The following is a 25,653-nucleotide window of genomic DNA, read 5'->3' on the forward strand; positions in this document are numbered from 1 at the left end:
AAGCATGGTCGTAGAGATCTCACCCGGTCACAATCCCCTCCGCGATCCCGAGGATCGCCGGCTCAATCGCATCGCGGGTCCGAGCGCCCTGGTGATCTTCGGCGTGACGGGAGACCTGTCGCGCAAGAAGCTCATGCCGGCGGTGTACGACCTCGCCAACCGCGGTCTACTGCCGCCCGGATTCGCGCTCGTGGGTTTCGCCCGGCGCGACTGGGAGGATCAGGACTTCGCGAAGGTCGTTCACGAGTCGGTCAAGCAGTACGCCCGGACCGAATTCCGCGAGGAGACCTGGCAGGAGCTGCTCGAAGGCATCCGCTTCGTCCAGGGCGAGTTCGATGATCCCGAGGCGTTCCGACGTCTTCGCGAGACCGTCGACAAGCTCGACGTCGAGCGGGGCACGATGGGCAACCACGCCTACTACCTCTCGATCCCGCCGAAGGCGTTCCCCCTCGTCACCACGCAGCTCAAGGCCTCCGGCCTCGTCGGCGAAGGGGACCAGAAGACCACGGGGTGGCGTCGCGTCGTCATCGAGAAGCCGTTCGGCCACGACCTGGCCTCGGCGCGGGAGCTGAACGAGGTGGTGGAGAGCGCGTTCCCCGCCGACTCGATCTTCCGGATCGACCACTACCTCGGCAAAGAGACCGTGCAGAATATCCTCGCGCTGCGTTTCGCGAACGAGTTGTACGAACCCATCTGGAACCGCAACTACGTCGACCACGTGCAGATCACGATGGCGGAGGACATCGGGGTGGGGGGTCGTGCCGGCTACTACGACGGCATCGGCGCCGCCCGCGACGTCATCCAGAACCACCTCCTGCAGCTCCTCGCCCTCACGGCGATGGAGGAGCCCATCAGCTTCAACGCCGCGGATCTCCGCGCCGAGAAGGAGAAGGTGCTCGCCGCGGTCCGCCTGCCCGAGAACCTCGCCGAGGCGACGGCGCGCGGGCAGTACGCCGGCGGGTGGCAGGGCGGCGAGAAGGTGCTCGGCTTCCTCGAGGAAGACGGCATGAACCCGGAGTCGGTCACCGAGACCTACGCCGCCATCAAGCTCGAGATCAACACGCGCCGGTGGTCGGGTGTGCCGTTCTACGTGCGCAGCGGCAAGCGCCTCGGCCGTCGCGTCACCGAAGTGGCCGTGGTGTTCAAACGTGCGCCGCAGCAGCTGTTCTCGCGCAGCCAGACGCAGGAGCTGGGGCAGAACGCCCTGGTCATCCGCGTCCAGCCCGACGAGGGCGTCACGATCCGCTTCGGCTCGAAGGTCCCCGGCGACGGCACGCAGGTGCGCGACGTCACGATGGACTTCGGCTACGGCCACGCCTTCACCGAGGCCAGCCCCGAGGCGTACGAACGCCTGATCCTCGACGTGCTGCTCGGCGATCCGCCGCTGTTCCCGCGGCACGAGGAGGTCGAGCTCAGCTGGAAGATCCTCGACCCCATCGAGGAGTTCTGGGCCGCCGAGGGGGGACCGCTCGAACAGTACTCTCCCGGGTCGTGGGGGCCGGCTTCCGCCGACGAACTCCTCGCCCGCGATGGCCGCACCTGGAGGCGTCCGTGATCATCGACCTGCCCGACACCACCGTCAGCGCGATCTCGAAGAAGCTCGTCAGCGTCCGCGAAGAGGGCGGCGCGGTCGCCCTCGGGCGCGTGCTGACCCTCATCATCGTGACGCATCACGGCGCCGAGGAAGAGGTCATCGAGGCCGCGAACGACGCGTCGCGGGAGCACCCGATGCGCGTCATCGCCGTGCTGTTCGGCGATGAGGACGAGGAGCCGCGCCTCGACGCGGAGATCCGCGTGGGCGGCGACGCCGGTGCGAGCGAAGTCGTCGTGCTGCGCGCTCACGGGGCGGCCGCGTCGAACGCCGAGAGCCTGGTCACCGGCCTTCTGCTCCCCGACGCCCCCGTCGTGGCCTGGTGGCCCGCCGAGGCGCCGACCGACCCGTCCCTCTCGGAGATCGGCCGGATCGCCCAGCGGCGCATCACGGACGCCTCGTCGCAGCCCGACCCCACCGCGTGGGTCGCGCATCTCGGCGAGCACTACGCGCCCGGTGACACCGACTTCGCATGGACCCGCGTCACGCGCTGGCGCGAGCAGCTCGCGGCCGTCCTCGACCAGCCGCCCTACGAGCCGGTGACCTCGATCGAGGTCGCGGGCTCCGGCGACTCCCCCTCCACCGCGCTGCTCGCGGCCTGGCTGGGGCTGAAGCTCGAGGCACCGGTGGCGTACACCTACCTGCCCGCAGACGAATGGTCCGGGGGCATCAAGTCGGTGCGGCTGACCCGTGCGAGTGGCGAGACGCTGCTGGAGCGTCCCGTCCCGGGTGTGGCTGTGCTCACGCAGCCCGGGCAACCGACGCACGAACTGGACTTCCCGCGCCGGACTCTCCGCGAGTGCCTCGCGGAGGAGCTGCGTCGCCTCGACCCCGATGTCCTCTACGGCCGGGTCCTGACCCAGTGCACCGAACTCCTCGGCACCCTCGACGAGCGGAGCACGCGATGACGGAGAACGGTTCGGCCAAGCGCGTCATCATCAAGAAGGATGCCGAGACCCTCGCGGACTACGTCGCGACGCGTTTCGTCAACCGGATCGTGAAGCGCGTCGCCGAAGGCAAGCGCATGCACATCTGCCTCACCGGCGGGACGATGGGCGGCGCGGTCCTGCGCTCCGCGGCCCGGGATCCCCGCGTGGCCGAGATCGACTGGTCGCTGGTGCACTTCTGGTTCGGCGACGAACGGTTCGTGAGCCGCGAGTCGGACGACCGCAACGACCGGCAGGCGCGCGCCGCGCTGCTGGACGCCCTGGACGTCCCCGCCGAGAACATCCACGCGGTGGCCTCGACCGACGACGGTCTCGATCTGGATGCCGCGGCGATCGCCTACGCCGATGAGCTGGCGCAGTTCGCCCCCGCCGACCGCAGCGAGACGGGCCCGTGGCCGTCTTTCGACATCTGCTTCCTGGGCGTGGGTCCGGACGCGCACATCGCGTCGCTGTTCCCCGATCGCGCCGAGATCTCGGTGACCGACCGGGCGACGGTGCCGGTGCGCGACTCCCCGAAGCCGCCGCCCGAGCGGGTGTCGCTCACCCGTCCCGTGATCAACTCGTCCAAGCGTGTCTGGATGGTGATCGCCGGCGCCGACAAGGCCGCCGCTCTCGGTCTCGCGCTCGCGGGCGCGAGCTACCAGAGCGTGCCCGCCGCCGGCGCGAAAGGACGCCGTCGCACGGCCTTCTTCGTGGACGAGGCGGCCGCGGATCAGGTTCCCCCGCAGCTCATCGACCGGGAGTACTGACGCAGGATTTCTGTCGGGAATCCGAGGGGGTCACGTGCGACGCACGTGGCCCCTTCGGTGTCAACGGGGAAATCTTCCTCTTGTCATCGTCCGGGAGCGCTGCATACAGTGGCGGTCTGGGGGCATCCAGGACGAAGCGGTGAATCGCCGACCGCCTCGTCCACCGACGCGGTTGGGAGCGTTCGGATGCTATTCGTTGGGCGTGAGCGGGAGATCCAGGTCGCCGAGGCGATCATCGGCACGCGCGAAGGGGCCGCCTGCCTGTTCGTCGGCGACACCGGAGTCGGTAAGACCGCTCTCGTCAGGGAGATCGCCCTCCGGTACGACACCGCGGTCGTCGCGGTGAGCCCGAGCGAACGCATGTGGCCGCTGTCCGGCGTCTCCGCCTTCGCCGCGGGCCTGGCGGGCTCTCGGAACGGGGCCCTCGACGGGGTGCTGGCCCGGGGGCGGGATTGGCCGGAGCACCTGCTCGCCGAGGAGATCAGCCGCACGCTCCACCTCGTCCAGGACGAGCCCCGTGTGGTCGTCATCGACGACCTGGACGAGATGGACGGGGCGAGTCTCAGCATCCTGGCGTTCGTGTGCGCCCGCCTGCGCGGAACGGGGGTGAGCGTGATCGCGACCGCGCGCACGCCGGAGGGACGCCACGATCTCGCGGGCATGACCCATGCCCCCGTCGAGCGCCTGTCGTTCGACGAGTCGGTCGAGCTGGCCCGCGCGACGATCGGTGGTGCCGCGAGCCCGGCTGTGACGCATATCGTCGCCGCCTGGACGGGCGGGGACCCGGGAGTGATCGCGCGCGTTCAACTGACCCCCGGCGAGGCGGCCGGCGAAGACCCGCTCCCGGTGCCGCTGCGCGTGGTCCGCCCCGCGGCGCGGCGTCAGCGCACTGCTCCGCGAGGTTCGGAGAATCCGCGGGTGTCGGCGGTGCTCGATCTCCTCTCCACGGGGCCCCTGTACGCGTACGACGGTCTCCGGACCGCGGCGGCCGAGATCGACGTCGAGTTGGACGAGCTCGTCGACCGCGGGCTCGTGAGTGTGCACGGCGACCTCGCCCGCGTCTCCGATCCCGCTCTGCGCCTGCGTCATCACGCCGCGCTGTCCCCCGAGGATCGGCGCCGGCTCCACGTCCGCGCCGCGAGCGACCATCGGCGGCTGGATCCGGCGACGTTCCTCTGGCATGCCAGCTTCCTCGACCCCACGGGCGATCGCCTCCCGCTCCTCGCGGCGGCGGTGGACCTGGCCCGTGCGGGCGACACGTTCGCCGCGATCGAGTTCGCCGAGCGCGCGCTGGCCGGAGACCTGGACCAGGTCCAGCGGGATCGCGGGCTGGTCGAGCTCGGCGATGCGCTCGTCCTGAACGGACACGATCTGCTCGGTCAACACTTCCTCGGCCGCGCCGTGGACACGGCCGCGGCGGATGTGCGCGTGCAGGCGGCGATCGCGACGCTCCGAGCGGGCGCCCGTCTCGACCACGTCGTCAGCGACGCCCTCCCCGTCACCGTCGAGTGGGAGGACGACGCCGTCGCGACGGAACGCCTCCTGTGCGAGAGTGCGCGTCTCCACATGTCGCGCGGCGAGCTGGACCAGGCGGTCGAGTGTCTCGCTTCCGTCGTCGAGCGGGGAGCGGTGTCCGACGAGACCCGGCTGCTCGCGCGGGTCCTGCGGGCGATGGGGATGGAGGTGCCCGCCGGCCTCGCGGACACCGCCGATCTCACGGCCGGGTGGGGCCCGGACGCCCCGATCGAGGTCGCGAGCCTCGCGGTGGCCGCGCTTCTCCTCGAGGAACGTTACGCCGAGGTCCGTCGCGTCACCGAGACGCTGCTCACCGGCACACCGCGCCCCGCACCGATGTGGCGCGAGCGCCTTCTCCGCATCGTCGTCGCCGCCGAGGTGCGCAGCGGCGATCCCGTCGCGGCGCGACAGGCGGTGGCGACGTGGCGACGCGAGTGGCTTCCCGGACGCGGACCGGATGCCGCCCGCACCCTGCTGCTGGCGCGGGCGGCGGCGATCGATCCGGCGGACCCGACGGCGCGGGAGCTCGTGCGGCAGGGCCGGGAACTCAGTCGACGGGAGGGGACGCCCGCCCTCCTCCCCTTCTTCGCGGCGATCGAAGGGAGCCTGGCCCTGGCGGAGGGCCGATACGACGACGCGATCAGCAGCCTGCGGGCCGCGCACTCGGCCGGACGGGGGGACGATCCGGCGTTGCTGCGCACGGATGCGGATCTGATCGAGGCGCTGTGGCTGAGCGATCGCGTCGTCGAGGCGCGTTCCGAGTTGACGCGGTTGGAGCTCGCTCTCGCGTCGCATCCCCGCCGGTGGACGACGCTGGCGGTGGCCCGGTCCCGCGCGGTGTGCCGGTCGAGCCGGGAGGGGCGTCTCGCGTTCGACATGGCGGAGGCGATGCACCGCACGGACGATTCGCCCCACGAGTACGCGCGCCTGCGTGCGGCGCGCGATCGGTGCGTCCCCGCGGAGGAGTATCGCGTCCTGCGCACGCTCCGGCCCGACGCGCGCACCGACGCGGTCCTCACGCCCGACGAGCAGGAGGTGGTCACGCTCGTCCAACGGGGTCTGCGCAATCGGGAGATCGCTTCGACGCTGTTCATCTCCCTGCGCTCCGTGGAACTGCGGCTCACACGCGTGTACCGCAAGCTCGGTGTCGATTCACGCGCTCAGCTCGTCGCGCACCTGCACGGCGAGGCCTCGGCCTGACGCCGCGGGCGAGCGCGAGGGCGAGGGCGCAGGCGCCGCGGGCAGGGATGCCACGGGCTCCGCCGTGAGCACGGTGCCACCGCCGGCGGCGGGTCGGCGGTCCGGGCTCTTCCACCGTCCGTCGGACGGGCGCCCGAGGGCCGCCGCCAGCGCGCGCAGGCACAGCAGGGCGTCCCAGACGCGCAGCAGGGGGAAGAGCAGCATGGACGGCCGCGGCATCCGTCGGGTCACCGCGCACAGGAAGACGGTCATCGCGGTGTCCACCAGCAGGAAGCCCAGCAGCAGCGGTCCCGCGGGGATGGCCGTCGCCACGCCGTCGGCGACACTCGCCGCCGTTCCCCTCAGCACCTGACCGGTCAGGGCGGCGAGCGCCCCCAGGAGGAGCGCGGGGATGACCGCGGCGATCACCAGGCTGGCGACGACGGTCTCCGCCGCGAAGACCCCCACCGAGGTCCAGAACAGCCCGGGGCGGATGCCGTGCCGCCGGACCGTCTGCCAGAACCCGAGGCTCCAGCGGCGCATCTGTGCCGAGTAGTCGCGGAGCACGGCAGGATCCTGGGTCTCGGCGATCGCGCACTCGGGGTGGAACGCGATCCGGCCGAGCCGTTTGGCGTGCACCTCGAAGGTCATGTTGAAGTCCTCGATCGACAGGCCCGGGGCGTCGATGTCGATCCGGTCCAGCACGTCCGTGCGATACAGGCTCGCGAAGCCCGGGACGATGGCGACCGCGTCGGCGGCGCGCGCGGCCTGGCCGAACTTGTGGAGGTACTGAGTGCACACGTACGTGCGTTCCCGGTAGGAGGTCAGCAGGCGGCCCGCGCGGGTCGCCGGGGCGTCGGCGGCGGTCGTCGCGCGTCCCGCTACCGCGACCACCTGCGGGTCGGTGAACAGGGGCAGCCCCGTGCGCAGGTAGTCCGGACGGGGGCGGGAATCGGCATCCAGAAGGAGCAGGAGGGGGAACCGCTCGGGGATGCGGAAGCGGTCGAGGCCCGCCCGGATCGCGCCGGCCTTGCCGCGGTTGGGGAAGAGGTCCCACGCGACGGCCCCGGCGTCGCGGGCCCGCTCCACCGTCGCATCCCGCGACCCGTCGGACACCACGAACACGTTTCGCGCGGGCACGAGGGCGCGGGCCGCGCGCACGGCGTCGGCGATGACGAGCTCCTCGTCGTGCGCCGCGATGAGGACCGCCACCTCCGCGGGCCGGAAGTACATCGACGGGGTGAGGAGCGCGGAGCGCGGGCGGCGCTCGTGAGCGAGTCGGCCCACAGCGACGGTGCCCCACACCAGGGTGGAGATCCCGATCGTGCACACGGCGACGAGGAGGGCGAGCGCGAGGGTCATGGCATCCCTTCGTCCGGAGTCGGGTCGAGCACGACCGTACGCGCTCTCGGCTCCCCCGGGATCCGCACGGCCCGCAAGCGCACTTGCGGGTTCCCGCACACCGGCCTGCGGGGCGCGGCATCCCGCAGGATCGGACGCGATCGCTTGACCGCTTCTCGTGGGGCGGCGGAAGGTGGGCCGCGGATCAGCACCGACACTCGTTCGGATGCCCCGCCCCGGAACACCCGAACGTCCCGCACGCGGCACATCGCCGCCTGCCGCGGGACCCCCCTGGAGGATGACGATGTCCACACTCGATGTTCGTTCCACCGCGCCGCTGCTGCGGACCGCGACGGAGCCGGCCGCTCCCCCACCGTTCGACTTCGATGTCGCGATCGTGGGATTGGGGTACGTGGGGCTTCCCACAGCACTGGCCTACCGGGCGAGCGGCTCCCGCGTCCTGGCGGTCGACGCGTCGCCCCGACGGCTCCGCATCATCGCCGCCCGCGGCGCCGATCTGATCGATTCCGACCGGGAGCGTCTCGAGGCGGCCCTGCGCACTCCGCGGGAGTTCCGTCTCACCAGCGACGCCTCGGAGCTGACCCGTGCCGCCGCGATCATCGTGTGCGTCCCCACTCCCGTCGACCACCAGCAGGTCCCCGATCTCGCCCCCCTGCGGGCCGCGTGCGCCACCGTCGTCGCCGCGGCCCGCCCCGGACAACTGATCATGCTCACCTCCACGACGTACGTCGGCTGCACGCACGACCTCGTCGAACAACCGCTCCGCGAGCGGGGACTGGACGTCGGGCGTGACGTGTTCGTCACCTTCAGCGCCGAGCGGATCGATCCCGGCAACGTCGGCTTCGCTCAGGAGGTGGTGCCCCGCGTGGTCGGCGGCGCCACGGCCCGGTGTCAGGAGGAGGGCGTGCGCCTGCTGTCGCGGTACGCGGCACGCGTCCACCCCGTCTCGAGCCTGGCGACGGCCGAGATGACGAAGCTGCTCGAGAACACCTTCCGCGCGGTCAATATCGCCCTCGCCAACGAGTTCGCCGACATCTGCGGGGCGCTCGACGTCCCGGTGACCGAGGTGATCGAAGCCGCCAGCACCAAGCCCTACGGATTCATGGCCTTCTACCCCGGGCCGGGCGTGGGCGGACACTGCATCCCCTGCGACCCCCACTACCTGCTGTGGCAGCTGAAGGCCCTGCACGTGGATGCCGGGGTGATCACGGAGGCGATGACGCGCATCGCGGCGCGGCCACGGCGCGTGGTCGACCGCGTCCGCGACGTCCTCGGACGCGCCGGGAAGGGCACGCTCGGCGCCCGCGTCCTCATCGTCGGGGTGACGTACAAGCCCGACGTCGCCGACCTCCGGGAGTCCCCCGCCCTCGAGATCATCGACGGACTCCTCGACGCCGGTGCGGAGGTGCAATACGTGGACACGCACGCCCCGCACATCCATCTCGACTCCGGGCGTGAGCGGGACTCGCTCGCGGACCCCGCGGGCTTCCACCCCGACGTCGTCCTGGTCCACACCCGCCACCACGACTGCGACCTGAACTGGCTCGACGGCGAGGCCGTCGTGCTGGACGGGACCTACCGCAGCTCGGACATCGCCGGGCGGGTGCTGCTGTGAGCGGCGTCCCGATCTACCCGTCCGTCGACCACACGGCCCACCGCACGCTGGTGACCGGTGGCGCCGGTTTCGTCGGCAGCCACCTCGTCGAGCACCTGCTGGCGCAGGGCGACGAGGTCATCGTCCTCGACGACCTCTCGACCGGGTCGGCGCGGAACCTGGCCGGCGCGGCCGACAATCCGCGCCTGCAGATGATCCACGGCTCCATCCTCAACACCAAGACGGTGGGCCAGGCCATGGAGTCCTGCGACCGCGTGTTCCACCTCGCCGCCGCGGTCGGCGTGAAGCTCATCGTCGAGCAGCCGCTGCGCGGCCTGCGGATCAACATCCACGGAACCGAGAACGTCCTCACCGCGGCGATCGAACGGCAGGCGTCGGTGCTCCTGGTGTCCACGAGCGAGGTCTACGGCAAGAACACTGCCGATCGCCTGCGCGAGGACTCCGACCGCATCCTCGGCGACCCTCTCCTCTCCCGGTGGACGTACGCCGGCGCCAAGGGCATCGACGAGGCGTTCGCGAAGGCCTACTGCGATCAGGAGGGGCTCGACGTCGCGATCGTGCGACTGTTCAACACCGTCGGTCCGCGGCAGACCGGTCGCTACGGGATGGTGTTCCCCAACCTCGTGGGCCAGGCCCTCCGGGGGCACCCGCTGACCGTGTTCGGGGACGGGCACCAGACACGCTGCTTCTCGGCGGTGGAGGACGTCGTCCCCGCGATGGTGCGCATCGAACGCGACCCGCGGGCCCGCGGGCAGGCGTACAACCTCGGCGGTGCCCGCGAGATCTCGATCCTCGACCTCGCCCACGAGATCATCCGCACCCTCGACAGCCGGAGCGAGATCGAGCTCATCCCCTACGACCAGGCCTACGCGCCCGGTTTCGAGGACATGCGGCGGCGGGTGCCCGACAACACCAAGGCCAACGATCTCGTCGGGTACGAACCCCAGACCTCGCTCACCACGACCATCCTGCGGGTCGCCGCCGACCTGCTCGCCCGCGAGCGCCTCGCGTCCGACGCCATGCCTCTGGCCGGTTCGTTCCGCGGGGTGCTCTGATGTGCGGCATCACCGCGTTCCGAGGTCCGTCCGCGGCGAGCCACGCCCAGGTCGCGCTCGCGCGGCTGGAGTACCGCGGATACGACTCCGCGGGCATCGCCGCCCGCCGACCCGACGGAACGGCGATGCACGTGCGGACGCTCGACGGCGTCGCCGCGCTCGCCGACGCCGTCGAGCCGGAAACGGATGCCACGACGGCCGCGATCGGCCACACCCGGTGGGCCACCCACGGCGGCGTGAGCGAGCGCAACGCGCACCCCCTGGAAGACTGCGGAGGCCGCCTGTACGTGGTCCACAACGGGATCGTCGAGAACGCCGGCGACCTCCGGAAACGCCTGCGCTCGGCCGGCCACCGTCTCGCGACCGACGTCGACACCGAGGTCATCGTCCATCTGCTCGAGGAGGCCGTGAGCGTGGGCATGGACCTGGGTGCCGCGCTCGCCGACGCCGCCACCCACCTGGTGGGATCGTGGGCGGTCGTGGCCCTGGACACCCGCACCGGCGCGCTGGCCGGGACCGCTCACGGATCTCCGCTGATCCTCGCCGACGGCGGCGACGGGGTGTATCTCGCCAGCGACGTCGGTGCGGTGGCCCCGTTCGTCTCCGCCTTCCGCGTCCTGGAGGACGACGACGTCGTCGACATCGACGCGGGCGGCGCGCACTGGCACCGCTCGGGGGGAAGCGAGCGTCCCCGCGGGCTCTGGCCGGTGCCCGACATCGCGCTCCTCGCCAGCAGCGGACGGCACAACGATCACATGGGCAACGAGATCGACGAGCAACCCGTCGTCGCCCGTCGTGTGCTCGACGCGCTGGCCCCGAGTGTCCGCGACGGGGTCCTGTGGGACCGTCTGGGCCTTCCGTCGCTGGACGGCATCGACCGCGTGGCGGTCCTCGGCTGCGGCACGTCCCTGCACGCCGGTCGGGCGCTCGCCGGCGTGTTCGCGCGAGTGGGGCACATCCCCACGCGCGCGCTCACCGCGAGTGAGGCCGCGCACGAGGTGTGGGAACCGCGCACCCTCGTCGTCGCGATGAGCCAGTCCGGTGAGACCGCCGACGTCCTGCGCGCACTGGACGGCCTGCCCACCGGTCACGGCACGGTGCTCGCACTCACCAACAACGCCGCGTCGTCGCTCGCCCGCCGGTCGGACGCCGTGATCGATTGCCTCGCGGGGCCCGAGATCGGTGTCGCGGCGACGAAGACGTTCATCGCGCAGGTGCTGACCGGCGCCTGCGTGGCGCTGTCGGGACTGTCCGGGTCGGGGCGTGCGGATGCCGCCGCGCTCGACGCCGACCTCACCGCTCTGGCCGCGACGCCGGACGCCCTCTCGGGCGCCCTGCACGCCTGGCGGGATCGGGCCGCCGAGCTGGCGGGCGACCTGGTCACCGCATCCGGGTTCCTGTTCCTCGGGCGCGGTGCGGGACTCGTGTACGCCGCCGAGGGCGCGTTGAAGCTCAAGGAGCTCTCCTACCGCTGGGCGGAGCACCACGCCGCGGGCGAGTTGAAGCACGGGCCCCTGGCCCTGGTGGATGCCGGCACCCCGGTGTTCGTCGTCGACGACGGCGATCCGCGTCTGGACGTGGACATCGCCGAGGTGCAGGCGCGCGGTGGGCGTGTGATCCGCGTCGGCGAACGGGCGCTGCGGGTCGGTGGGCTTCCTCTGCACCTGCCGCGCACCGGTCCGTCGTGGGGTCCGTTGGAGACGGTCGTGCCGTTGCAGCTGTTCGCGCGGGAACTGGCGCTGCGTCTCCAGCGGAACGTCGACAAGCCCCGCAATCTCGCCAAGTCGGTGACCGTCGCATGACGACACCCCCGGCTCGACACGCCCCCTCGAGAAAGGCCGCCCGCATGCTCTCCGGACCCTCACTCCCCACCCGGCGAGGTCGCCGCCTGCGCCTGGCCGTCGCGGCTCTCGCACTCGCCGCCCTCCCGGTCGCCGGGCTCGTCGCCGTCGCACCGTCGCCCGCGCAGGCGGCCACGCGCACCGTCGTGAGCTTGACGTTCGACGACGCCAACGCCGACCAGCTGAGCGCCCTGCCCGCGTTGAAGGCGAACGGGATGAAGGCGACGTTCTACGTCCCGTCCGGTTTCATCGGCGCCGCCGGCCACATGACCCGCGCCGATCTGACGAACCTCGCGAGCGCCGGCCATGAGATCGGCGGGCACACCGTGAACCATCCCGATCTCGCGCAGGTGAGCCTCGACGAAGCGAAGCGTCAGATCTGCACCGATCGCAAGAACCTCACGTCGTGGGGATTCACGGTCCGCAGCTTCGCCTACCCGTTCGCCTCCAGCACGCCGGACGTCGAGAAGGCCGCGGCCGAGTGCGGGTACAACAGCGCCCGACTGCTCGGAGACATCCGCAGCCGCTTCGGCTGCCCGGACTGCGCCTACGCCGAATCGACCAAACCCGCCGACCCGTTCGCGCTCAAGGCGCTCGACCAGGTCGACGCGACCTGGACACTCGACGACCTCAAGGCGGGCGTCACCAACGCCGAGAAGAACGGCGGCGGCTGGGTGCAGTACACGTTCCACGACATCTGCGCCGACGCGTGCAGCGACCTCGCGATCACGCCGACGATGTTCTCCCAGTTCCTGTCGTGGCTCAAGACGCGACAAGCCGCCGGCACGGTCGTGAAGACGATCGGAAGCGTCATCGGCGGCACGACCAAACCCCTCGTGGACGGCCCGTCCGTTCCCGCTCCGACCGGTTCGACCAACGGCATCGTGAACCCCAGCATGGAGCAGGGCGCGCCGGACTGCTGGATGCGGGGCGGGTGGGGCACGAACAACCCGACGTTCGAGACCGGGTCGCCCGCCCACACCGGCGCGATCTCCAGCGGGATCACCATGACCGGCTACGGAGACGGCGACGCCAAGCTCCTTCCGCAGTTCGACCTGGGCCAGTGCGCGCCGACCGTGACCCCCGGTCGCACGTACACTCTGCGCGAGTGGTATCTCGCGAGCGGCGTGACACAGTTCGCGGTGTACCTGCGGTCGACCTCCGGTTCGTGGTCGTACTGGACCTCCAGCCCCTGGTACGCCTCGGCGGCCGACTGGACCGAGGCCGACTGGACGACGCCGGCGATCCCCGACGGGTACAACGGGATCAGTTTCGCGCTGACCATCTTCGGCAACGGCACCCTCCGCACCGACGACCTCGCACTCTACGACAGCGCGGGCGCCCCGGCTCTCGCCCCGGCGACCGGCGTGACCCGACTCGCCCCCGCGACGACGACCCCGCCGCGGGGGCCCGTCGAGCTCTTCCAGCCGACCGAGAGCGACGTCAGCGGATGATCCGGCGCTCGGCGGCGACGAGTGCCCTCGGGGTGTTCGTCGCCGCCGGCGTCGTGGCGTGCGCGCCGACGCCCGCCCCGCTCCCGGACACGGGCTACCCGTGGCACACCGACATCGTCGCCACGACCTTCTGGGTCGGCGAAGTGTTCGACCCGAGCGCGCCCGACGGCAGCCAGCGCCTGTCGACGTACGACTCGCGATGGCTGGCGTCGTACGGCGGATGCGACGGCGTCTCCGAGGGCGCGCAGTGCCGCACCGAACCGCGCACCGCCGCGAACGGGTACTTCCCGACCCGCATGACGCCGCGGGAGAACCCGTTCTACCTCGATCTGCCGTTCGACGACGTCAACGACGAGGTGGGCTTCGCCGAGCGCGGCAGGGTGATCCCGTGGGCGTCGGAGAGCGCGTACGCCGCGCACGTCGACGACCCCGCGGTCAGCCTCATGAAGAACCGCTGGGTCGTGCTCCGCAAGGGCGATCGGCTCTGCTACGGCCAGATCCAGGACGCCGGACCCGGCGAGTACCGCGACGCCGCCTACGTCTTCGGTTCCGACGATCGACGTCCGGACAACGCGCGGTTCAACGGCGCCGGACTCGATGTGTCCCCGGCGCTCAACGGATGCCTGGGCTTCGCCGAACTCGACGGCGAGGACGACCGGGTCGACTGGGCGTTCGTCGACGACCGCGACGTCCCCGACGGGCCGTGGACCCGGATCGTGACGAGCAGCCCCGTGCAGTGAGAACGGAAGAGACCGGATGCCGCGGGCATCCGGTCTCTTCCGTGGGGAGGTCTTACTGGCCCCGACGCTCGCGCAGCTGCTGCAGCGCATCGTCGAGGAGCGACTCCGCTTCCTCGTCGGTGCGGCGCTCCTTCACGTAGGCCAGGTGCGTCTTGTAGGGCTCGGTCTTGGCCAGAGCCGGGGGGTTGTTCTTGTCGCGACCGGCGGGAAGGCCGGAGTGCGGCGAGTCGATCGTCTCGGGGATCTCGTCGTCGGGGATACCCGCGGCGAAGTAGCGGACGGTCTCGTTGCCGAGTGCGTCCCAGTACGACACCGCCACGCGATCGGCGTGGAAACCGTGATCCTGTTCACCCATCGGGCCCGCGCCGACGCGCGTGCCGCGGATGGCGTTGCCGCCAGTGGCCATGTCAGAGCTCCGCGAACTTGGTCAGGAGACCGAGACCGACGATGGTGATGAACCACACCAGCGCCAGGACGATCGTGAATCGGTTGAGGTTGCGTTCGGCCAGGCCCGACGAACCGAGTGCCGAGCTCATGCCGCCGCCGAACATGTCGGACAGGCCGCCCCCACGTCCCTTGTGGAGCAGGATGAGCAGGGTCAGCAGGAGGCTGGTCACGCCCAGGAGAACCTGCAGGACGAACTCGAGAATCTGCACTGTCGAAAGCCTTTCGCGGCGGTCGGAGCCGACCACACAAGCGTCAAGTATACGGGGAGGGCGCGTGAACGCACGGATGCCCGCGGCGCACGGCCGCGGGCATCCGGAGTCGTTCAGACGCCGACGTGCTTCTGGTAGCGGATGATCGCTGCGAACTCATCCACGACGAGGCTCGCGCCACCCACCAGGGCACCGTCCACATCCGGCTCGCGCAGGAAGCTCGCGACGTTCGCGGCCTTCACCGACCCGCCGTACAGCACGCGCGTGCGAGCCGCGGCGTCCTCTCCGAGCTGGGCGGCGACGACGGCGCGCACCGCGGCGCACACCTCCTGCGCCTGCTCGGGCGAAGCGACCTGGCCGGTACCGATCGCCCAGACCGGCTCGTAGGCCACCACGATCTCGGCGTCGGAGGGCACGCCCTCGAGTGCCGTCTGGAGCTGAGCGACCGAGACCGCGGTCGGACCCGACTGCTCGCGCTGCTCCAGCGTCTCGCCGACGCAGACGACCGGCACGAGACCGTGCCGGAGCGCGGCCTTCACCTTCGCGGCGACGACCTCGTCGGTCTCGTGGTGGAACTGACGACGCTCCGAGTGACCGATGATGACGTACTTCGCGTCGAGCTTGGCCAGGAACTGACCCGAGATCTCACCCGTGTAGGCACCGGAGTCGTGGGCCGACAGGTCCTGACCGCCGAGGGCGAAGTCGATCTTGTCGGCATCCAGCAGCGTCTGCACGGTCCGCAGGTCGGTGAAGGGCGGGAAGACCGCCACCTCGACGCTGCCGTTCTCGTGCTTGGCTTCCTTCAGCGTCCAGTGCAGCTTCTGGACGAACGCGACCGCCTGCAGGTGGTCGAGGTTCATCTTCCAGTTGCCGGCGATGAGGGGAGTACGGTTCAGGACCATCCGAGGACCTCCAGTCCGGGGAGCTTCTTGCCTTCGAGGAACTCCAGGCTGGCGCCGCCGCCGGTGGAGATGTGACCGAACTGATCGTCGGCGAAGCCGAGCTGGCGCACGGCCGCGGCCGAGTCGCCGCCGCCGACGACGCTGAGGCCGTCGACCTCGGTCAGAGCCTGCGCCACGGTCCGTGTGCCCGCGGCGAACGCGGCCATCTCGAACACACCCATCGGGCCGTTCCAGAACACCGTACGGGAGTCGCGGATCGCCTCGGCGAACAGGTCCGCCGTGCGGGGGCCGATGTCGAGACCGAGGCCTGCGGCACCGAACGGGGTGTCCTCCAGCGCCACGGCATCCGCGACCACGTGCTCGGCGTCCGCCGAGAACGACGCCGCGACGACGGCATCCACGGGGAGGACGATCTCGACGCCGCGCTCCTTCGCCGTGGCGAGGTAGCCCTTCACGGTGTCGATCTGGTCCTTCTCCAGCAGGCTGGCTCCGACCTTGCTGCCCTCGGCCGCGAGGAACGTGAACATCATTCCCCCGCCGACGAGCAGCTTGTCGACACGCGGCAGCAGGTGCTCGATCACACCGAGCTTGTCGCTGACCTTCGACCCGCCGAGGACGACCGTGTACGGACGTTCGGGGGTCTCGGTCAGACGATCGAGGACCTCGAGCTCCTTCTGGATGAGCAGACCCGCCGCGGACGGCACGATCTGCGCGAGATCGTAGACGCTCGCCTGCTTGCGGTGCACGACGCCGAAGCCGTCCGAGACGAGGGCGTCGCCGAGGTCGGCCAACTGCCGCGCGAACGCCTGGCGCTCGGTCTCGTCCTTCGAGGTCTCCCCCGCGTTGAAGCGGAGGTTCTCGATGACCGCGACGTCGCCGTCCTCGAGCGAGGCGACGGCCTCGCGGGCGGACTCGCCGACGGTGTCGCGAGCGAACGCGACCGGCTGTCCGAGCAGCTCGGACAGGCGCTGCGCGACCGGCTCGAGCGAGTACTTCGGGTCGGGAGACCCGTCGGGACGCCCCAGGTGCGAGCACACGACGACGCGGGCGCCGGCGTTGATGAGGGCGTTGAGAGTCGGCAGCGACGCGCGCACGCGGCCATCGTCCGTGATGACGCCGTCCTTGAGGGGGACGTTCAGGTCACAACGGACGATGACGCGCGTGCCGGCCAGCGACCCCAGCGATTCGAGGGTGCGCAGAGCCATGGAGTGTCAGAGACGCTCGGCGACGTACTCGGTCAGGTCGACGAGACGGTTGGAGTAGCCCCACTCGTTGTCGTACCAGGACGAGACCTTGACGAGGTTGCCGGACACGTTGGTCAGCTCGGCGTCGAAGATCGACGAGTGCGGGTTGCCCTGGATGTCGCTCGAGACGATCGGGTCCTCGGTGTACTGCAGGATGCCGTTGAGGCGTCCCTCGGCCGCGGCCTTCTTGTAGACCTCGTTGATCTGGTCGACGGTCAGGCCCTCGGTGGGCGTGACGATCGTGAGGTCGACGATCGAGCCGGTGGGGACCGGCACGCGGTACGACGAGCCGCTGAGCTTCCCGTTCAGCTCGGGCAGGACCAGGCCGATGGCCTTGGCGGCACCGGTGGAGGCGGGGACGATGTTGATCGCGGCGCCACGGGCACGGCGGAGGTCGCTGTGCGGGCCGTCCTGCAGGTTCTGGTCGGCGGTGTAGGCGTGAGCGGTCATCATGAAGCCGCGCTCGATGCCGAAGGCGTCGTTGAACACCTTCGCCAGCGGGGCGAGGCAGTTCGTGGTGCACGACGCGTTCGAGATGATGACGTCGGTCTCGGGGTTGTACGTCTCTTCGTTCACGCCCATGACGATGGTCGCGTCGTCACCCGTGGCGGGCGCCGAGATGAGCACCTTCTTGGCGCCGCCGGCGACGTGCTTCTTGGCGTCCTCGGCCTTGGTGAAGCGGCCGGTCGACTCGATGACGATGTCGACGCCGAGCTCGCCCCAGGGGAGGTTGGCAGGGTCGCGCTCTTCGAAGACCTTGATGGTCTTGTCGCCGACGGTGATGGAGTCTTCGGTGTACGAGACCTCTTCGGCCAGGACGCCTCCGACGGAGTCGTACTTGAGGAGGTGGGCCAGGGTCTTGTTGTCGGTGAGGTCGTTCACCGCCACGATTTCGAGGTCGGCACCCTGCGCGAGAGCCGCGCGGAGGTAGTTGCGTCCGATACGGCCGAAGCCGTTGATTCCGATCTTGACGGTCACGGAATATCTCCTGAATCAGTTGTGCGCGAGAAGCGCGTGATTGCGGTGTTCGCTGGCGGACAACGGCGTCCCGACGGGGTGTCCCGTCGGGACGCCCACGCCGTTTACGACAGTACCAGCAGACCCGTGGTCTTCTCACGGGCGGCCGCGAAGCGCTCCTGCGCATCGGCCCAGTTGGCGATGTTCCAGAACGCCTTCACGTAGTCCGCGCGCACGTTCTTGTAGTCGAGGTAGTACGCGTGCTCCCACACGTCCAGGAGCAGCAGCGGGACGGTGCCGGCGACGATCTGACCCTGCTGGTCGAAGAACTGCTGGATGAGCAGGTTCTGACCGATGGAGTCCCAGAACAGACCCGCCCAGCCCGAGCCCTGCACGCCGAGGGCCGCCGCGGTGAACTGACCGCGGAAGGCGTCGAACGAACCGAACTGGTCGTCGATCGCCGCCTCGAGGTCGCCGGTGGGCTTGTCGCCACCGTTGGGAGAGAGGTTGGTCCAGAAGATCGAGTGGTTGGTGTGACCGCCGAGGTTGAACGCGAGGTCCTTCTGCAGACGGTTGATGTTCGCGAAATCGCCCTTCTCGCGCGCCTCGGCGAGGAGGTCCAGCGTGGTGTTCGCGCCGTTGACGTACGTCTGGTGGTGCTTGCTGTGGTGCAGCTCCATGATGGTCGCGCTGATGTGCGGCTCCAGCGCGGAGTAGTCGTAGGGCAGTTCGGGCAGCGTGTACTTCGCCATGTTCTCTACTTCCGAATCGGCGCTGCACCGAAGCCTCGGCGCAGCGAGGGTGACGTGTTCATCCTACTGAGCGGCAACGCACGGACCACGGGGTTGCTTCCCCGAATGACGAGGGATAACGAAAACGGATGCCATGGATCATGGCATCCGTTCGTCATCGGGCTCGTGCGGGCTAGTCGTCGGCGCCGACCGGCACCGCGGACTCGGTGCCGGGGATCCCCTCGACCTCCGCCTTCTTGTCGGCCATCGCCAGCAGGCGCCGGATCCGACCGGCGACGGCATCCTTCGTCAGCGGCGGGTCGGCGTGATGGCCGAGCTCGTCCAGGCTCGCGTCGCGGTGGGCCAGACGCAGTTCGCCGGCCTGCTGCAGGTGCGCGGGGACCTCGTCGCCGAGGATCTCGAGCGCGCGCTCGACACGGGCGCACGCGGCCACCGCGGCCTGCGCGGAGCGACGGAGATTGGCGTCGTCGAAGTTGACCAGGCGGTTGACGCCCGCGCGCACCTCGCGGCGCTGACGCATCTGGTCCCACTCCCCCGCGGTGCGACGGGCGCCCATCTCGTACAGGGCACCACGGATCGCCTCGCCGTCGCGCACGACGACGCGCGGCACGCCCCGCACCTCACGCGCCTTGGCGGGGATGCCGATGCGATGACCGGCTCCGACGAGCGCCATGGCCGCCTCGGAGGACGGGCACGAGATCTCGAGCGCCGCGGAGCGGCCCGGGTCGCTGAGCGAGCCGCTGGCGAGGAACGCCCCGCGCCAGATGGCACTGAGGTCGGGACGCGAACCGGTGGTGAGCTTGTTGGGGAGGCCCCGCACGGGGCGGCGGCGCTGGTCGAGGAGCCCGGTCTGCCGGGCGAGCGTCTCACCGGCCTCGATGACGCGGACCGCGAAGTGACCGCCGGTGCGCCCACCCGAACCCTGCACGTGGTGCAGTTCGGGGCGGACGCCGTACAGCTCCATGAGATCGCGGGCCACGCGACGGGCGAGGATGTCCGAGTCCAGTTCGGCTTCGACGGCCACGCGGTTCGCGATCGAGTGCAGACCACCCGAGAAGCGCAGGATCGCCGTGAGTTCGGCGACGCGCGCCGTCGGACGCGGGTCGCGTACGGTGATCAGCTCGGCCTTCACGTCGGCGGTCAGCGGCACGGTTCTCCTCGGTTCAGGACGATGGGGCAGCGCTCGGGACAGCACGGGTGAGGCTGTCGAGCGGCGGGGACGAGGGTACAGCCTACTCGCGGCCGAGGTCTCGGTGAGTCACACGGACCGCGACACCGGGCAGGTCGCCGAGGCGGGCGGCCAGCTCGCGGACCATGACGACCGATCGGTGCTTCCCGCCCGTGCAGCCGATCGCGATGACCGAGTGCCGCTTGTTCTCGCGCTCGTACCCCGCGAGGACGGGCCGCATCGCCGCGGCGTACGCGTCGAGGAACTCGGTCGCGCCCTCCTGACCGAGCACGTACTCCCGCACCGCGGGATCCTCCCCCGTCAGCGGCCGCAGATCCTCGTTCCAGAACGGGTTCGGCAGGAATCGCATGTCCGCGACGAGATCGACGTCCGTGGGCAGGCCGTACTTGAACCCGAAGCTCATGAGGGTGACCGTGTGCCGGGCCGCGCCTTCTTCACCGAACAGCTCGACCGTCCGGATCGACAGTTGGTGGACGTTGTACGACGAGGTGTCGATCACGACGTCGGCTGCTTCCCGCAGGGGAGTCAGCCGTTCGCGCTCGCGCCGGATGCCGTCGAGGATGGTGCCGTCGCCCTGCAGAGGGTGAGGACGACGCACGGCCTCGAACCGCCGCACGAGCACCGAGTCGGAGGCATCCAGGAAGACCACGCGGACCTGACCGTCGGCCTGGAGCGCGCGCATCGCCTCGGGAAGGTCGCCGAACAGCGAACGTCCTCGGACGTCCACCACGACGGCCACCTTCGGGACCGCGCCGGCGGCGCGCTCCGTCAGATCCAGGAGCGGCCGCAGCATCCGCGGGGGAAGGTTGTCGACCACGTACCAGTCGAGATCCTCCAGGGCGTTGGCGACCGTGGAACGGCCCGCGCCCGACATCCCCGTGACGATCAGCACCTCGCCGGGCGCATCCCGTGCCGCCTGCATGATTCGCCCTTCCGTCGGGGGTTCCAGCCTAGCGAGCCAGGCGCGCATGGATGGCCTCGGCCAGGGTGGGACCGATGCCGGGCAGCGCCATGATCTCGTCGGGAGAGGCGTTCTTCAGGGCCGTGACCGAACCGAAGTGCCGCAGGAGGGCCTTGATGCGGGCGTCTCCGAGACCCGGGACCTCCGTCAGCACACTCGAGATGTCGCGCTTGCGCCGCTTGCGCTGGTGCGTGATCGCGAATCGGTGCGCCTCGTCACGGAGTCTCTGCAGCAGATACAGCGCCTCCGACGTGCGTGGGAGGATGACCGGGTAGTCCTCCCCCGGCAGCCACACCTCTTCGAGCCGTTTGGCGATGCCGCACAGGGCGATCTCCTCGTGGCCCGCGTCGGCGAGGGCGCGCGCCGCCGCGGCGACCTGCGGCTGGCCGCCGTCGACGACGAGCAGTTGGGGACGATACGCGAACCGCGGACGCTTGCGCGTGGTCACCACCTCGCCGTCCGCCGTCGCCTCGGGGCTCTCGGCATCCGCGACGATCGCTCCCCCGAGGGTCTCGCGCTCGTCGTCGTCGGGCCTGTCGAGGTAGGCCAGCCGGCGCGTGAGCACCTGATACATCGAGTCGGTGTCGTCGGTGGTCTCGGCGACGCCGAACGAGCGGTACTGGTCCTTGCGGGGCAACCCGTCCTCGAAGACGACCATGGATGCCACGACATTGGTGCCCGACAGATGCGAGACGTCGTAGCACTCGATGCGCAGCGGCGCCTCGGCGAGCCCCAGGGCCTCCTGCAGATCGGTGAGCGCCTGCGAGCGGGCGACGTAGTCGCTCGTGCGGCGCGTCTTGTGGAGCATGAGCGCCTGCTGCGCGTTGAGCGTTGCGGTCTTCAGCAGGTCGGCCTTCGGTCCGCGTTGGGCGACCTGCACCGACACGGGCCGACCGCGTCGGTCGCGCAGCCACGCCTCCAGCTGAGCGGCGTCGTCCGGCAGCTCCGGCACGAGCACCTGCCGGGGGATGTCGGCGGCCGCGGCGTCGCCGTACGTCCGCTGCACGACCTGATCGACGAGATCGGCGCCGGCGATGTCGATCTCCTTCTCGATCGTGGTGGCCCGCACCCCTCGGACACGGCCCCCGCGCACCACGAAGTGCTGGACGGTCGCCGCCAGCTCGTCCTCGGCGATGCCGAAGAGATCGGCATCCGTGTCGGCCGGGAGCACGAGGGCGCTCTTGCCGAGCACGGCGTCGATGGCCTGCAGCTTGTCGCGGTACCGTGCGGCGGCCTCGTAGTCCATGGCCGCCGAGGCCTCCATCATCCGAGCGGTGAGCGCCTTCGTGAAGCGCTGGTCGCCGCCCGACATGAAGGCCACGAAGTCGTCGACGATCGCGCGGTGCTCCTCGATGGTCACTTTCATCGAGCAGGGACCACCGCAGCGCCCGATCTGCCCCGGGAAGCAGGGCCGCCCCGATTGCATCGCCTTCTTGTACGACGAGTCGCTGCACGTGCGGATCGGGAAGACCTTGATCATCAGGTCGATCGTGTCGTGCACCGCCCAGACCTTCGGGTACGGCCCGAAGTACTTGGCGCCGCGGATCTTCGGATTGCGCGTGACGATGACCCGAGGCGCCTCGTCGGCGAGGGTGATCGCCATGAACGGGTAGGACTTGTCGTCGCGGTAGCGCACGTTGAAGGGCGGATCGAACTCCTTGATCCACATGTATTCGAGCTGCAGCGAGTCGACGTCACTCGGCACCACGGTCCACTCGACCGAGGTCGCGGTCGTCACCATCCGCCGGGTGCGCTCGTGCAATGAATACAGCGGTGCGAAGTAGTTCGACAGACGTGCACGGAGGTTCTTCGCCTTGCCGACGTACAGCACGCGCCCCTCCGCGTCCCGGAAGCGGTAGACCCCCGGGTTGGTTGGGATCTCCCCCGCCTTGGGGCGATAGGGCAGCTGCGACAGCCGCTCTCGGGCCGCCACGGATCAGACTCCCGCGCGGGCCAGTTCCGGCTCGCGCTCGGCGGTGTTGCGCTGGGCGCCGGTGCGACCGGTCTCGAGGAGTTCCGCGAGGAACGCGCCCGTGTGGCTCTCGGTCACGGTCGCGACCTGCTCGGGTGTTCCGGTCGCGACGATCGTGCCGCCGCCGGCACCGCCCTCGGGACCGAGGTCGATGACCCAGTCCGAACTCTTGATCACGTCGAGATTGTGCTCGATGACGATCACGGTGTTGCCCTTGTCGACGAGTCCGTTGAGCACCTTCAGCAACAGCGAGACGTCCTCGAAGTGCAGACCCGTGGTCGGCTCGTCGAGCACGTAGATCGACCGGCCGTTGCTGCGGCGCTGGAGTTCGGTCGCGAGCTTGACGCGCTGCGCCTCGCCGCCCGAGAGCGTCGTGGCCGACTGACCCAGCCGCACGTAGCCGAGGCCCACGTCGACGAGCGTCTTGAGGTACCGGTGGATCGCCTGGATGGGCTCGAAGAACTCCGCGGCCTCCGAGATCGGCATCTCGAGCACCTCGGCGATGTTCTTGCCCTTGTAGTGCACCGAGAGCGTGTCGCGGTTGTACCGCTTGCCGTGGCAGACCTCGCAGTCGACGTACACGTCGGGCAGGAAGTTCATCTCGATCTTCAGGGTGCCGTCGCCCGAGCACGCCTCGCACCGGCCGCCCTTGACGTTGAAGCTGAAGCGTCCGGCCTGGTAGCCGCGCACCTTGGCCTCGGGTGTCTCGCTGAACAGGGTGCGGATGCGGTCGAACACACCGGTGTACGTCGCCGGGTTCGACCGCGGGGTGCGGCCGATCGGCGCCTGGTCGACGTGCACGACCTTGTCGAGGTTGTCGAGCCCGGTGACGCGCGTGTGCTTGCCCGGCACACGGCGCGCACCGTTGAGTTTCGACGCGAGCACTTCGTAGAGGATGCCGTTGACCAGCGTCGACTTGCCGGAACCGCTCACGCCGGTCACCGACGTCAGCACCCCCAACGGGAAGTCGACCGTGACGTTCTGCAGGTTGTTCTCGCGCGCACCGACGACCGTGACCTGTCGCTTCTTGTCGATCTTGCGGCGCTTCTTCGGGGCCTCGATCGAGCGACGGCCCGACAGGTATGCGCCGGTCAGCGATCGGTCGTCGCTGAGGAGTTGGGCCAGGGGCCCGGAGTGCACGACGTTGCCGCCGTCCACACCCGCCCGCGGTCCGATGTCGACGACCCAGTCGGCGGCGTGGATCGTCTCCTCGTCGTGCTCGACGACGATGAGGGTGTTCCCGAGGTCGCGGAGCGTCTCGAGGGTCTGGATCAGACGGCGGTTGTCGCGCTGGTGCAGACCGATGGACGGCTCGTCCAGCACGTACAGGACTCCGGTCAGGCCCGAGCCGATCTGCGTCGCGAGACGGATGCGCTGGGCCTCGCCGCCCGAGAGCGTGCCGGCGGCGCGACCGAGGCTGAGGTAGTTCAGGCCGACCTGCAGCAGGAAGTCCAGGCGCGCCCGGATCTCGCGCAGGACGGCCGCGGCGATCGTCGCCTCACGGTCGGTGAGCGTGAGCTGCGAGAAGAACTCGCGCGCATCGGCGAGGCTCATGCGGGATGCCGCCGCGATCGAGGTGCCGTCGACCAGCACGGCGAGCACCTCGGGCTTGAGACGGTCGCCGTCGCAGACCGCGCACGGCACCTCGCGCAGGTACTCCGACCACCGCTGACGCTGCGCGTCGGACTCGGCCTGCAGATACTGTCGCTCGATGTAGGGCACGACGCCTTCGAAGCCGGACGAGTACCGCATCTCACGCCCGTAGCGGTTCTTCCACTTGACGGTGACCTTGTAGTTCTCCCCCCGCAGGACGGCGTCCTGCACGTCCTTCGAGAGGTCGCGCCAGGGCGTGTCGAGGGAGAACTCCAGGTCGCGTGCGAGGCCCTCGAGCAGCCGCTCGTAGTACTGGAAGAGACCCTTGCCCTGCGTCGTCCACGGCAGGATCGCCCCGTCGCGGATCGAGAGCTCTTCGTCGCCGAGCATGAGGTCGACATCGACCGACATGCGCGTGCCGAGGCCGGAGCACACCGGACAGGCGCCGAACGGCGCATTGAACGAGAACGTCCGCGGCTCGATCTCGGTCAGCTGCAGCGGGTGGCCGTTGGGGCACGCGAGCTTCTCGGAGAACGACTGCCAGGCGGCATCCCCCTCCTCGTCGACGAAGTTCACCTGCATGATGCCGCCGGCGAGCCCGAGGGCCGTCTCGACCGAGTCGGTGACGCGGCTCAGGATGTCGCCGGAGGCCACGAGTCGGTCGACCACGACCGCGATGTCGTGCTTGTAGCTCTTCTTCAGTGTCGGCGGCTCGGCGAGCTGCACGAGTTCGCCGTCGACGACGGCGCGTGCGTACCCCTTCGCGCTGAGCTCCTTGAAGAGGTCGACGAATTCGCCCTTCTTCTGGGTCACCACGGGCGCGACGATCTGATAGCGGGTGCGCTCGGGCAGCTCCATGAGCTGGTCGGCGATCTGCTGCACCGTCTGCCGTTGGATGGGAGCACCGCAGTCGGGACAGTGCGGCACGCCGATGCGCGCCCAGAGCAGACGCATGTAGTCGTGGATCTCGGTGATCGTGCCCACGGTCGACCGGGGATTGCGGTTGGTCGACTTCTGGTCGATCGAGACCGCGGGGCTCAGGCCCTCGATGAAGTCGACGTCCGGACGATCGACCTGCCCGAGGAACTGGCGGGCATACGCGCTCAGCGATTCGACGTAGCGGCGCTGCCCCTCGGCGAAGATCGTGTCGAACGCCAGGCTCGACTTCCCCGACCCGGAGAGACCGGTGAAGACCACGAGGGAATCGCGCGGAATGTCGAGGTCGACGTTCTTCAGGTTGTGGACGCGGGCACCGCGAACACTGAGCTTTCCGCTGGTGTTTCCGGGAGACGAGACAGGAACGATGGGCACCCGTCAAGTCTAGGTTCCCCCTCCGACATCGGTCCCGGGTTCGCCTCCGGCGCACATGTGTGCGAAGG

At 70.1% G+C, this 25,653-nt stretch carries 20 protein-coding genes; 9 read left to right on the forward strand and 11 right to left on the reverse strand.

The genetic code is table 11. The features are described 5' to 3' along the window. Nucleotides 1-4: 4 nt before the first annotated feature. From zwf to BW982_RS03110, 4 genes are all read left to right on the forward strand, one after another. Nucleotides 5-1,555 (forward strand): glucose-6-phosphate dehydrogenase, encoded by a 1,551-nt coding sequence (zwf, locus tag BW982_RS03095; RefSeq protein WP_076490607.1) that lies wholly within the window; start codon nt 5-7, stop codon nt 1,553-1,555. Continuing rightward, complete coding sequence (locus BW982_RS03100) at nt 1,552-2,499, forward strand: glucose-6-phosphate dehydrogenase assembly protein OpcA (protein ID WP_076490608.1); 948 nt, start codon at nt 1,552-1,554, stop codon at nt 2,497-2,499. The genes zwf and BW982_RS03100 overlap by 4 nt, the downstream gene beginning before the upstream one ends. Beyond that, nucleotides 2,496-3,287, forward strand: a complete 792-nt coding sequence (gene pgl, locus BW982_RS03105; RefSeq protein WP_076490609.1) for a 6-phosphogluconolactonase — start codon at nt 2,496-2,498, stop codon at nt 3,285-3,287. The genes BW982_RS03100 and pgl overlap by 4 nt, the downstream gene beginning before the upstream one ends. A 186-nt stretch (nt 3,288-3,473) precedes the next feature. Then, the gene (locus BW982_RS03110; protein WP_076490610.1) at nt 3,474-6,002 is read left to right on the forward strand and encodes a helix-turn-helix transcriptional regulator; all 2,529 of its coding nucleotides are present in this window, start codon (nt 3,474-3,476) and stop codon (nt 6,000-6,002) included. Here the strand turns inward: BW982_RS03110 and BW982_RS03115 are convergent. Next, entirely contained in the window at nt 5,955-7,343 is a 1,389-nt protein-coding gene (locus BW982_RS03115) for a glycosyltransferase family 2 protein (RefSeq protein ID WP_076490611.1), read from the reverse strand. The two genes, BW982_RS03110 and BW982_RS03115, sit on opposite strands and share 48 nt — an antisense overlap. 283 nt (nt 7,344-7,626) lie before the next feature. Here BW982_RS03115 and BW982_RS03120 point away from each other — a divergent pair, with 283 nt between their 5' ends. Genes BW982_RS03120 through BW982_RS03140 form a run of 5 tightly spaced genes read left to right on the forward strand, consistent with a single transcriptional unit; the run spans nt 7,627 to nt 14,048 of the window. Beyond that, nucleotides 7,627-8,958, forward strand: coding sequence for a nucleotide sugar dehydrogenase (locus BW982_RS03120; RefSeq protein WP_083696489.1), 1,332 nt, complete (start codon nt 7,627-7,629; stop codon nt 8,956-8,958). After that, nucleotides 8,955-10,013, forward strand: a complete 1,059-nt coding sequence (locus BW982_RS03125) for an NAD-dependent epimerase/dehydratase family protein (RefSeq protein WP_254845511.1) — start codon at nt 8,955-8,957, stop codon at nt 10,011-10,013. The genes BW982_RS03120 and BW982_RS03125 overlap by 4 nt, the downstream gene beginning before the upstream one ends. Then, nucleotides 10,013-11,815, forward strand: coding sequence for a glutamine--fructose-6-phosphate transaminase (isomerizing) (gene glmS, locus BW982_RS03130; RefSeq protein WP_076490612.1), 1,803 nt, complete (start codon nt 10,013-10,015; stop codon nt 11,813-11,815). Before BW982_RS03125 ends, glmS begins: the two co-directional genes overlap by 1 nt. Nucleotides 11,816-11,859: 44 nt before the next feature. Continuing rightward, nucleotides 11,860-13,308 carry a polysaccharide deacetylase family protein gene (locus BW982_RS03135; protein ID WP_076490613.1) on the forward strand — a complete coding sequence of 483 codons (1,449 nt, stop codon included), beginning with the start codon at nt 11,860-11,862 and terminating at the stop codon, nt 13,306-13,308. Continuing rightward, nucleotides 13,305-14,048 carry a hypothetical protein gene (locus BW982_RS03140; protein ID WP_076490614.1) on the forward strand — a complete coding sequence of 248 codons (744 nt, stop codon included), beginning with the start codon at nt 13,305-13,307 and terminating at the stop codon, nt 14,046-14,048. The genes BW982_RS03135 and BW982_RS03140 overlap by 4 nt, the downstream gene beginning before the upstream one ends. A 52-nt stretch (nt 14,049-14,100) precedes the next feature. Here BW982_RS03140 and BW982_RS03145 read toward each other — a convergent pair whose 3' ends face one another. The 10 genes from BW982_RS03145 to uvrA all read right to left on the reverse strand — a co-directional run bounded on the left by BW982_RS03145 (nt 14,101) and on the right by uvrA (nt 25,585). Next, entirely contained in the window at nt 14,101-14,454 is a 354-nt protein-coding gene (locus BW982_RS03145) for an RNA polymerase-binding protein RbpA (RefSeq protein WP_076490615.1), read from the reverse strand. 1 nt (nt 14,455) lies between these two features. Continuing rightward, nucleotides 14,456-14,704 (reverse strand): preprotein translocase subunit SecG, encoded by a 249-nt coding sequence (gene secG / locus BW982_RS03150; protein WP_063257885.1) that lies wholly within the window; start codon nt 14,702-14,704, stop codon nt 14,456-14,458. 113 nt (nt 14,705-14,817) lie between these two features. Then, entirely contained in the window at nt 14,818-15,606 is a 789-nt protein-coding gene (gene tpiA, locus BW982_RS03155) for a triose-phosphate isomerase (RefSeq protein WP_076490616.1), read from the reverse strand. Beyond that, nucleotides 15,597-16,811 carry a phosphoglycerate kinase gene (gene pgk / locus BW982_RS03160; protein WP_076490617.1) on the reverse strand — a complete coding sequence of 405 codons (1,215 nt, stop codon included), beginning with the start codon at nt 16,809-16,811 and terminating at the stop codon, nt 15,597-15,599. Before pgk ends, tpiA begins: the two co-directional genes overlap by 10 nt. Before the next feature lie 6 nt (nt 16,812-16,817). Continuing rightward, the gene (gene gap / locus BW982_RS03165) at nt 16,818-17,828 is read right to left on the reverse strand and encodes a type I glyceraldehyde-3-phosphate dehydrogenase (protein ID WP_076490618.1); all 1,011 of its coding nucleotides are present in this window, start codon (nt 17,826-17,828) and stop codon (nt 16,818-16,820) included. Between the two features lie 104 nt (nt 17,829-17,932). Continuing rightward, nucleotides 17,933-18,559, reverse strand: coding sequence for a superoxide dismutase (locus BW982_RS03170; protein ID WP_076490619.1), 627 nt, complete (start codon nt 18,557-18,559; stop codon nt 17,933-17,935). A 172-nt stretch (nt 18,560-18,731) separates the two neighbouring features. Then, entirely contained in the window at nt 18,732-19,709 is a 978-nt protein-coding gene (whiA, locus tag BW982_RS03175; RefSeq protein WP_076490620.1) for a DNA-binding protein WhiA, read from the reverse strand. 82 nt (nt 19,710-19,791) lie between these two features. Continuing rightward, nucleotides 19,792-20,670 carry an RNase adapter RapZ gene (gene rapZ, locus BW982_RS03180; RefSeq protein ID WP_076490621.1) on the reverse strand — a complete coding sequence of 293 codons (879 nt, stop codon included), beginning with the start codon at nt 20,668-20,670 and terminating at the stop codon, nt 19,792-19,794. A gap of 28 nt (nt 20,671-20,698) precedes the next feature. Then, nucleotides 20,699-22,642, reverse strand: a complete 1,944-nt coding sequence (gene uvrC, locus BW982_RS03185) for an excinuclease ABC subunit UvrC (RefSeq protein WP_175611014.1) — start codon at nt 22,640-22,642, stop codon at nt 20,699-20,701. A 3-nt stretch (nt 22,643-22,645) separates the two neighbouring features. After that, nucleotides 22,646-25,585, reverse strand: coding sequence for an excinuclease ABC subunit UvrA (uvrA, locus tag BW982_RS03190; RefSeq protein ID WP_076490622.1), 2,940 nt, complete (start codon nt 25,583-25,585; stop codon nt 22,646-22,648). Nucleotides 25,586-25,653: the final 68 nt, after the last annotated feature.

Origin of the sequence: Microbacterium sp. RURRCA19A, from assembly GCF_900156455.1 — a bacterium.
Taxonomy (GTDB): Bacteria; Actinomycetota; Actinomycetes; order Actinomycetales; family Microbacteriaceae; genus Microbacterium.